General features: G+C 57.0%; 7 protein-coding genes. 5 read left to right on the forward strand and 2 right to left on the reverse strand.

The features are described 5' to 3' along the window. The first annotated feature begins 26 nt into the window (after window positions 1–26). On the forward strand, window positions 27–728 hold the full coding sequence (gene fre, locus SB719_RS10955) for an NAD(P)H-flavin reductase (RefSeq protein WP_304234849.1): 702 nt from the start codon (window positions 27–29) through the stop codon (window positions 726–728). A 63-nt stretch (window positions 729–791) separates the two neighbouring features. Here the strand turns inward: fre and fadA are convergent, their stop codons facing one another. After that, window positions 792–1,955, reverse strand: a complete 1,164-nt coding sequence (fadA, locus tag SB719_RS10960; RefSeq protein WP_304234847.1) for an acetyl-CoA C-acyltransferase FadA — start codon at window positions 1,953–1,955, stop codon at window positions 792–794. A gap of 9 nt (window positions 1,956–1,964) precedes the next feature. Beyond that, the gene (gene fadB / locus SB719_RS10965; RefSeq protein ID WP_065647779.1) at window positions 1,965–4,148 is read right to left on the reverse strand and encodes a fatty acid oxidation complex subunit alpha FadB; all 2,184 of its coding nucleotides are present in this window, start codon (window positions 4,146–4,148) and stop codon (window positions 1,965–1,967) included. Between the two features lie 186 nt (window positions 4,149–4,334). Here fadB and pepQ point away from each other — a divergent pair, with 186 nt between their 5' ends. Genes pepQ through hemG form a run of 4 tightly spaced genes read left to right on the forward strand, consistent with a single transcriptional unit; the run spans window position 4,335 to window position 8,307 of the window. Then, a complete protein-coding gene (gene pepQ / locus SB719_RS10970) occupies window positions 4,335–5,666 on the forward strand; it encodes a Xaa-Pro dipeptidase (RefSeq protein WP_304234845.1) in 1,332 nt (443 codons plus the stop codon). Continuing rightward, window positions 5,666–6,283, forward strand: a complete 618-nt coding sequence (locus SB719_RS10975) for an IMPACT family protein (protein WP_304234843.1) — start codon at window positions 5,666–5,668, stop codon at window positions 6,281–6,283. The genes pepQ and SB719_RS10975 overlap by 1 nt, the downstream gene beginning before the upstream one ends. A 17-nt stretch (window positions 6,284–6,300) precedes the next feature. Next, window positions 6,301–7,752, forward strand: coding sequence for a Trk system potassium transporter TrkH (gene trkH / locus SB719_RS10980; protein WP_065647777.1), 1,452 nt, complete (start codon window positions 6,301–6,303; stop codon window positions 7,750–7,752). Window positions 7,753–7,770: 18 nt separating this feature from the next. Further along, a complete protein-coding gene (gene hemG / locus SB719_RS10985) occupies window positions 7,771–8,307 on the forward strand; it encodes a menaquinone-dependent protoporphyrinogen IX dehydrogenase (protein ID WP_065647776.1) in 537 nt (178 codons plus the stop codon). The last annotated feature ends 228 nt before the right edge of the window (window positions 8,308–8,535 follow it).

Here is an 8,535-nt window from a genome sequence, read left to right on the forward strand (position 1 = left end):
GCAGAGAACCATAAGAAAGGGCAATTATGACGACGTTAAGCTGCAAAGTGACTTCGGTTGAGGCCATTACCGACACGGTATATCGCGTTCGCCTGATCCCGGAAGCGGAATTTAGCTTTCGCGCCGGTCAGTATCTGATGGTGGTCATGGATGAACGCGACAAGCGTCCTTTCTCCATTGCCTCAACGCCAATGGAAAAAGAGATTATTGAGCTGCACATTGGGGCATCCGATCTCAATCTTTACGCCATGGCCGTGATGGATCGTATCAGAAGCGTTCGGCAGGTAACGATTGATATGCCGCACGGCGATGCGTGGCTGCGGGAAGAGAGCGAGCGGCCGGTGATTCTGATCGCCGGCGGCACCGGTTTCTCCTACGCGCGCTCACTGCTGCTGACCGCGCTGGCGCAGCAGCCCGATCGCGATATCGCCATTTACTGGGGCGGACGTGAACTGCAGCACCTCTACGATATGGACGAACTGGAAGCGCTGGCGGTGAAACACCCGAATCTCAAAGTGATCCCGGTGGTTGAGCAGCCTGCGGATGGCTGGCAGGGGCGCAGCGGTACGGTACTGACCGCCGTTATGCAGGATCATGCGGATCTGAGCGGACATGATATCTATATTGCCGGACGCTTTGAGATGGCAAAAATTGCCCGTGAACGTTTCTGCAGCGAGCGCGGCGCGCTGGAAGCGCAGATGTATGGCGACGCCTTTGCGTTTATCTGAGACGCAGCCGTAAAAAAACCCGCCCGGCAGGGCGGGAACACGTGCGATTCACAGGTCTCAGTTTTATATACGTTCGAATACTGTAGCGATGCCCTGACCCAGCCCGATACACATCGTTGCCAGGCCAAACTGTACGTCATGCTGAGTCATCTGGTTGAGCAGGGTGGTGCTGATACGCGCCCCGGAACAGCCCAGCGGATGCCCCAGTGCAATGGCACCCCCGTTCAGGTTGACTTTCTCATCCAGTTTCTCCAGCAGCCCCAGATCTTTAATACAGGGCAGGGTTTGCGCCGCAAAAGCCTCATTGAGTTCAAACAGCCCGATATCCGCTACGCTGAGTCCGGCGCGTTTCAGCGCCAGTTTGCTGGCGGGCACAGGGCCGTATCCCATAATTGAAGGATCGCAGCCGGTTACCGCCATACTGCGGATACGTGCGCGCGGCGTCACACCCAGCTCACGGGCGCGGCTTTCACTCATGATCAGCATCGCGGCAGCGCCGTCGGAGAGCGCGGATGAACTGCCGGCGGTAACCGTACCGCTAACCGGATCAAACGCCGGGCGCAGTGCGGCTAATCCCTCGAGGCTGGTCTCAGGACGAATAACCTCATCACTTTCATAGCGCTTCAGCACGCCATCAGCGTCATGTCCCCAGGTGGGAATGATCTCCCGGGCAAAATCGCCGCGCTGCGTTGCCGCCCAGGCGCGCTGATGCGAACGGAAAGCAAACGCATCCTGCTGCTCGCGGCTGATATGGTGCATGCGCGCCAGCATTTCTGCCGTCAGACCCATCATGCCGGCAGCTTTTGCCACTGTCCGGCTCAGGCCGGGATGAAAATCAACGCCGTGGCTCATCGGGACATGGCCCATATGCTCAACGCCGCCAATCAGGCAGGTCTGCGCATCGCCGGTCATGATGGCGCGGGCAGCATCATGCAGCGCCTGCATGGATGAACCACAGAGACGGTTTACCGTGCTGGCGGGCACGCGGTGCGGAATTTCCGCCAGCAGTGCGGCATTGCGCGCAATATTAAACCCCTGCTCCAGCGTCTGCTGCACGCAGCCCCAGATAATATCATCCAGCGAAGCGGGGTCGATCGCCGGGTTGCGGCTCAGCAGCTCCCGCATCAGATGCGCTGAGAGATCCTCTGCCCGCACCTGACGAAAGGCACCGCCTTTAGAGCGACCCATCGGTGTGCGTGCGGCATCAATAATGACGACATTTTCCATCTCTGTTCCTCAGGCGCGCTGCAGCGACGCTTCATCAATAGGTTGAACGGCGGGATACCAGCTCTGATGCGCGTGTGCACGCTGCAGCAGCGCCTCTGGCAGCGTATAAAGCGTGCCGAGATGTGCGTAGCGTCTGGCCTGGTCGACCACATTGCTGTTACCGAGCGTATCAAGATAGCGGAAAGCGCCGCCGCGGAATGGCGGAAAGCCGAGGCCATAGACCAGCGCCATATCTGCTTCTGCCGGTGAGGCGATAATCTTCTCTTCCAGACAGCGCACCACTTCATGCAGCATCGGCAGCATCATACGGTTGATAATCTCTTCATTGCTGAATGCGCGTGCTGGTTCACTGACGCTGCTCAGCAGCGTATCGGCGTCCGGATCGTGTATCTTCTGCGGTTTGCCTTTTTTATCCTGTTCCCAGCGGTAAAAGCCCAGCCCGTTTTTCTGGCCGTACCGGCCCGCATCAAACAGCACATCAATGGCGTCGCGATACGTTTTCTGCATGCGCGTCGGGAAGCCCTGTGCCATGACCTGCTGCGCATGATGCGCGGTGTCAATACCTACCACATCCAGCAGCCACGCCGGGCCCATCGGCCAGCCAAACTGCTGCTCCATAACCTTGTCGACCTGGCGATAATCAGCGCCGTCGCGCAGCAGCAGGCTAAAAGCAGCAAAATAGGGGAACAGCACCCGGTTAACAAAGAAACCGGGGCAGTCGTTAACCACTACGGACGTTTTTCCCATTTTGCTGGCCCACGCGACCACTTTGCTGATGGTTGCCTCTGAGGTCTGTTCGCCGCGGATCACTTCCACCAGCGGCATACGCGGAACCGGATTGAAAAAATGCATACCGCAGAAGTTTTGCGGGCGCTGCAGCGCTTTTGCCAGTTCGCTAATCGGGATCGTCGAGGTATTGGAGGCGAGGATCGCATCCTCCCGCAGCTGCTGTTCAGTCTCGGCCAGCACTTTCGCTTTGACCGCCGGGTTTTCCACCACCGCTTCCACCACCACATCAGCGCGTCTGAAACCGCTATACTCCAGCACCGGCTGGATAGTGGTCAGCACGGCGGCGAGTTTGGTCCCGTCAATTTTGCCGCGCGCCAGCTGTTTATTCAGCAGCTTGCTGGCTTCATTCATACCCAGCGTCAGCGCTTTCTCGCTGATATCTTTCAGGATAACCGGTACGCCTTTCCACGCCGACTGCCAGGCAATCCCGCCCCCCATGATACCGGCACCCAGCACGGCGGCCTGCTGCGGCACCTCTGCGCGGGCACTATGTTTTTTCGCCAGACTTTTGACATATTGATCGTTAAGGAAAATGCCGACCAGGGCGCGGGCGACATCGCTCTGCGCCAGCGGCACAAAGGCAGCCGTTTCAAGCTTAAGCGCATCATCGCGCGTCAGCCCGGCGGCGGCTTCAATCGTTTTCACCGCTGTCAGCGGGGCAGGGTAATGTTTACCTGCCGTCTGCAGCACCATGCTTTTCGCCAGCGTAAAGCTCATCGCGGCTTCAACCGGACTCAGCTTCAGCGGCGCCAGCTTCGGCGCCCGGCGTGCCTGCCAGCTCTGCTGGGTAATGGCGTCGTGCAGCATCGTCAGCGCAGCGCTGCGCAATTTATCGCGGCTGACCACGGCATCCACCAGCCCCAGCTTCAGCGCGCTTAGTCCATCCACATCTTTACCGGCGGCAATAATCTCCAGCGCACTGTCGGCACCCAGCAGGCGCGGCAGACGTACGCTACCGCCAAAGCCAGGCATGATGCCGAGCCGGGTTTCCGGCAGGCCAATACGTGACTCCGGCGTCGCGACGCGCAGGTCGGTTGCCAGAACACATTCACAGCCACCGCCCAGCGCATAGCCATCAATGGCGGCAATGGTCGGCACCGGCAGATCTTCCAGCCGGTTAAAAATGCTGTTAGCAAAAGTCAGCCATGCGCTTAATTTCTCTTCGGGGGCATCAAACAGCGAGAGAAATTCGGTGATATCCGCGCCGACGATAAAAGCGGGTTTAGCGGAGCTTAACAGCAGACCGCGCAGGCCGGGCTGCTGCTGCAGTACATCCAGAGCCTCTCCCAGGCTGGCGACGGTTTTGATATCAAGTTTATTGACCGAGCCGGGAGCATCGAAAACCAGCTCGGCGATGCCATCGTCAAGCCAGTGTAATGAAAGGGTATCGCCTTGGTAGAGCATGTCCGTCTCCTGAAACCGCGAAAAGTGATCTGGTCATACCAGATGAACAGGAGTGTGGGCGGCCTGCTCATGTTTTGCAAACGGCAGTGTGCTTATTTGATACCGCGATCACAGGCTGGCTGGCGCGCCAATAGCGCCGCGGCTATGCTACACTGCGGCCACTTTCGCGACATCGGAGACTCGTTCATGGATTCACTGAAAACACTGTATCAGGCGCATATCAAAACGCTGCAGCAGCGGGCGCAACAGATTCTGGCGCGTGGCAAACTGGATGCGCTGTTGATCCACTCCGGCGAGCTACAGACCGTTTTTCTGGATGATCACACCTATCCGTTTAAAGTGAATCCGCAGTTCAAAGCCTGGGTGCCGGTCACGCAGGTGCCAAACTGCTGGCTGTGGGTCGATGGCCTCAATAAACCCAAGCTGTGGTTCTATTCTCCCGTCGACTACTGGCATAACGTCGAGCCGCTACCGGAAAGCTTCTGGACGGGAGACGTTGAGGTCATTGGGCTGAAAAATGCAGATGAGATTGCACAGCTGCTGCCTGCATCGCGTGAAAACGTGGCCTATATTGGCCCGGTACCGGCACGTGCTGCGCAGCTGGGCTTCGGCAGCGCGCAGATTAACCCGCAGGCGGTGATCGATTTCCTGCATTACCATCGCAGTATCAAAACTGATTATGAACTGGCCTGTCTGCGTCAGGCGCAGAAGCTCGCGGTTGCTGGTCATCGCGCTGCCAAAGAGGCGTTTTTCTCCGGCATGAGCGAGTTCGATATCAACCTTGCCTACCTCACCGCTACCGGCCACCGGGATACCGATGTGCCTTACGGCAATATTGTGGCGCTGAACGAACATGCAGCCGTGCTGCACTACACCCGGCTCGATCACCAGCCGCCAGCCAAACGTCACAGCTTTCTGATTGACGCTGGCGCGGAGTATTCAGGGTACGCAGCAGATTTAACGCGCAGCTATGCGGCGCAAAGCAAAACGCGCTATGCCGAACTGGTTGAGGCGATGAATAAAGAAGAACTGGCGCTGATAGCCACGCTGAAAGCGGGCATACGCTATACCGATTATCATCTGCAGATGCATCAGCGCATTGCGCGTTTGCTGCTGAAGTTTGGTCTGGCAAAAGGCCTGACAGAAGAGGCGCTGGTGGCTGAAAATCTGACCGGGCCTTTCATGCCGCATGGGCTGGGTCATCCACTCGGGCTGCAGGTGCATGATGTGGCCGGGTTTATGCAGGATGACCACGGCACGCATCTGGCTGCGCCGGCGCAATATCCTTATCTGCGCTGCACCCGGGTTCTGGAGCCCGGCATGGTACTGACTATCGAACCCGGTTTCTATATTATCGATTCGCTGCTGGCGCCACTGCGCGGCGGCAAGTACAGCCAGCATTTTGACTGGCAGGCAATTGATGCGCTGAAGCCGTATGGCGGAATTCGCATTGAGGATAATGTGGTGATCCATCCTAATCGCATTGAGAACATGACGCGCGATCTGCATCTGGCCTGATGGACGCTTATGATATTCCGGCTGACGCGGTAAGCAGCAGCGAAGAGACGATCAAAAAAAGCCGCTTTATTACCCTGCTGGCCCATACGCCGGGCGCTGAAGCGGCACGAACTTTTGTGCAGCAGGTTAAAAGCGCGCATCCCGCTGCGCGACATCACTGCTGGGCCTGGGTTGCCGGCGCACCGGACGATTCGCAACAGCTGGGCTTCTCCGATGATGGTGAACCCTCCGGCACGGCAGGCAAGCCGATGCTGGCGCAGCTGATGGGAAGCGGCCTGGGGGAGATCACCGCCGTCGTCGTACGCTATTATGGCGGCGTTATGCTGGGGACCGGCGGGCTGGTCAAAGCTTACGGTGGCGGGGTGCAGCAGGGGCTGAAACAGCTGCCGCGTCAGCGCAAAGTGCCGATGCAATCTTTTATGCTGCGTTGTGATTATGCGCAGATGAGCGATATAGAACGTCTGCTGCAGCGTTTTAACGGCATCACTGAAGAGAGCCGCTATGAAGATTGCATTACGCTGCGCATTGCGCTGCCTCATGCGCAGATAGCGGCCTTTAAGCAAAACCTCTCTGATTACAGCCGGGGGGCGCTATCGCTGCTCCCGCTGGATAACTGAACAAAGGACACGGCTCCATGCACTTTCGCGCCATTACCCGCATTGTGGGTCTGCTGGTTATTTTATTCTCGGTAACCATGATTGTACCGGGTTTAGTGGCGCTGATTTATCGCGACGGTGCCGGCCGTGCCTTCAGTCAGACGTTCCTGATGGCGATTGTCATTGGTTCGCTGCTCTGGTGGCCCAACCGTAAACAGAAGACCGAGCTCAAACCGCGCGAAGGCTTTCTGATTGTGGTGCTGTTCTGGACTGTACTGGGCAGCGTCGGTGCGATGCCGTTCATCTTTGCGGAACAGCCCCACCTCTCCGCTACGGATGCTTTCTTTGAATCCTTTTCCGGTCTGACAACCACAGGCGCAACAACGCTGGTAGGGCTCGACTCTCTGCCAAAAGCGATTCTGTTTTACCGGCAAATGCTGCAGTGGCTGGGCGGCATGGGGATCATTGTTCTGGCCGTCGCCATTCTGCCGATTCTGGGCGTCGGCGGTATGCAGCTTTATCGCGCTGAAATGCCGGGACCGCTGAAAGACAATAAAATGCGGCCGCGCATTGCAGAAACAGCAAAAACGCTGTGGCTGATCTATGTGGTGCTGACCATCGCCTGCGCGCTGGCCCTGTGGCTGGCCGGTATGCCGATGTTTGATGCTATCGGACACAGCTTTTCTACCATCGCGATTGGCGGTTTTTCCACGCACGATGCCAGCATTGGCTATTTCAACAGCCCGACGATCAATACGATTGTTGCGGTTTTTTTGCTGATTTCCGGCTGTAACTATGGTCTGCACTTTTCACTGCTGAGCGGTCGTAACCTGAAGGTTTACTGGCGTGACCCTGAATTCCGGATGTTTATTGGCGTGCAGTTTACGCTGGTGGTGATCTGCACGCTGGTCCTCTGGCTGCATAATGTTTATGACAGCGGCTGGCAAACGCTGAATCAGGCTTTCTTTCAGGTCGTGTCATGGGCCACAACGGCGGGCTTTACCACCGACAGCATTGCGCGCTGGCCCCTGTTCCTGCCGGTGCTGCTGCTCTGTTCCGCTTTCATCGGCGGTATGGCAGGCTCAACCGGGGGCGGCCTGAAGGTTATTCGTATTCTGCTATTGTTCAAGCAGGGCTCGCGCGAGCTGAAACGTCTGGTTCACCCTAATGCGGTTTACACCATCAAGCTGGGTAACCGGGCACTGCCGGAGCGTATTCTGGAGGCGGTATGGGGTTTCTTCTCTGCCTATGCGCTGGTGTTTTTGCTCAGCATGCTGGCCATTATCGCAACCGGCGTTGATGACTTCTCCGCGTTTGCTGCCGTTGCTGCCACGCTGAATAACCTCGGGCCGGGACTGGGCGTAGTCGCAGACAACTTCACAACCATGAATGATGTGGCGAAATGGATATTGATCCTGACGATGCTGTTCGGGCGTCTTGAGGTCTTTACGCTGCTGGTACTGTTCACGCCAACGTTCTGGCGCGAATAAAAGAAACAGGAACCCGTGATGAAAGCATTGATACTTTATTCTACCCGCGACGGACAAACCCGCGAAATTGCAGCGCGTATTGCCCAGACGCTGGTACCCCAACAGTTGTGTGATGTGCAGGACCTTGCAGAGACGAGACAGATTGACTGGTCACAGTACGATCGCGTGCTGATAGGCGCCTCTATCCGCTATGGGCATTTTGATGCGGCACTGATGAAATTTATCGCGCAGCACCTGCAGGCGCTGCAGCAGCGGGCAAGCGGGTTTTTTAGCGTGAACCTGACGGCACGCAAAGCGGACAAGCGTACTCCGCAGACTAATGCTTATACCCGCAAATTTCTTGAGCAGTCGCCATGGCAGCCCGACTGCTGCGCGGTGTTTGCCGGCGCGTTACGTTATCCACGCTATCGCTGGTTTGACCGGGTCATGATTCAGTTAATCATGCGGATGACCGGGGGTGAAACCGATACCTCTAAAGAAGTGGAGTACACCGACTGGTCTGCAGTAAGTGCATTTGCGCATGAATTTGCGCAGTTACCAGGCAAATCGTTGTGAAATAGAGCGTTGTGGCGAAAAATAGCGCGAACGATACTTTTTTTGCATTTAACGCTTGTCAGCCCGGAAGAACTCCCTATAATGCGCCTCCATCGACACGGCACACCGGCTTACGGAAAACGGCGTTGACAGGAAGATTCGGTAAGAACTTCCGCCGGAGAAAAACGCTGAAAAAAGTGGTTGACTCCGAAGGAGGAAAGCGTAATATACGCCACCTCGCGACAGACG

The organism is Pantoea sp. SIMBA_079, assembly GCF_046940275.1.
In the GTDB taxonomy this organism is placed as follows: domain Bacteria; phylum Pseudomonadota; class Gammaproteobacteria; order Enterobacterales; family Enterobacteriaceae; genus Pantoea; species Pantoea borealis.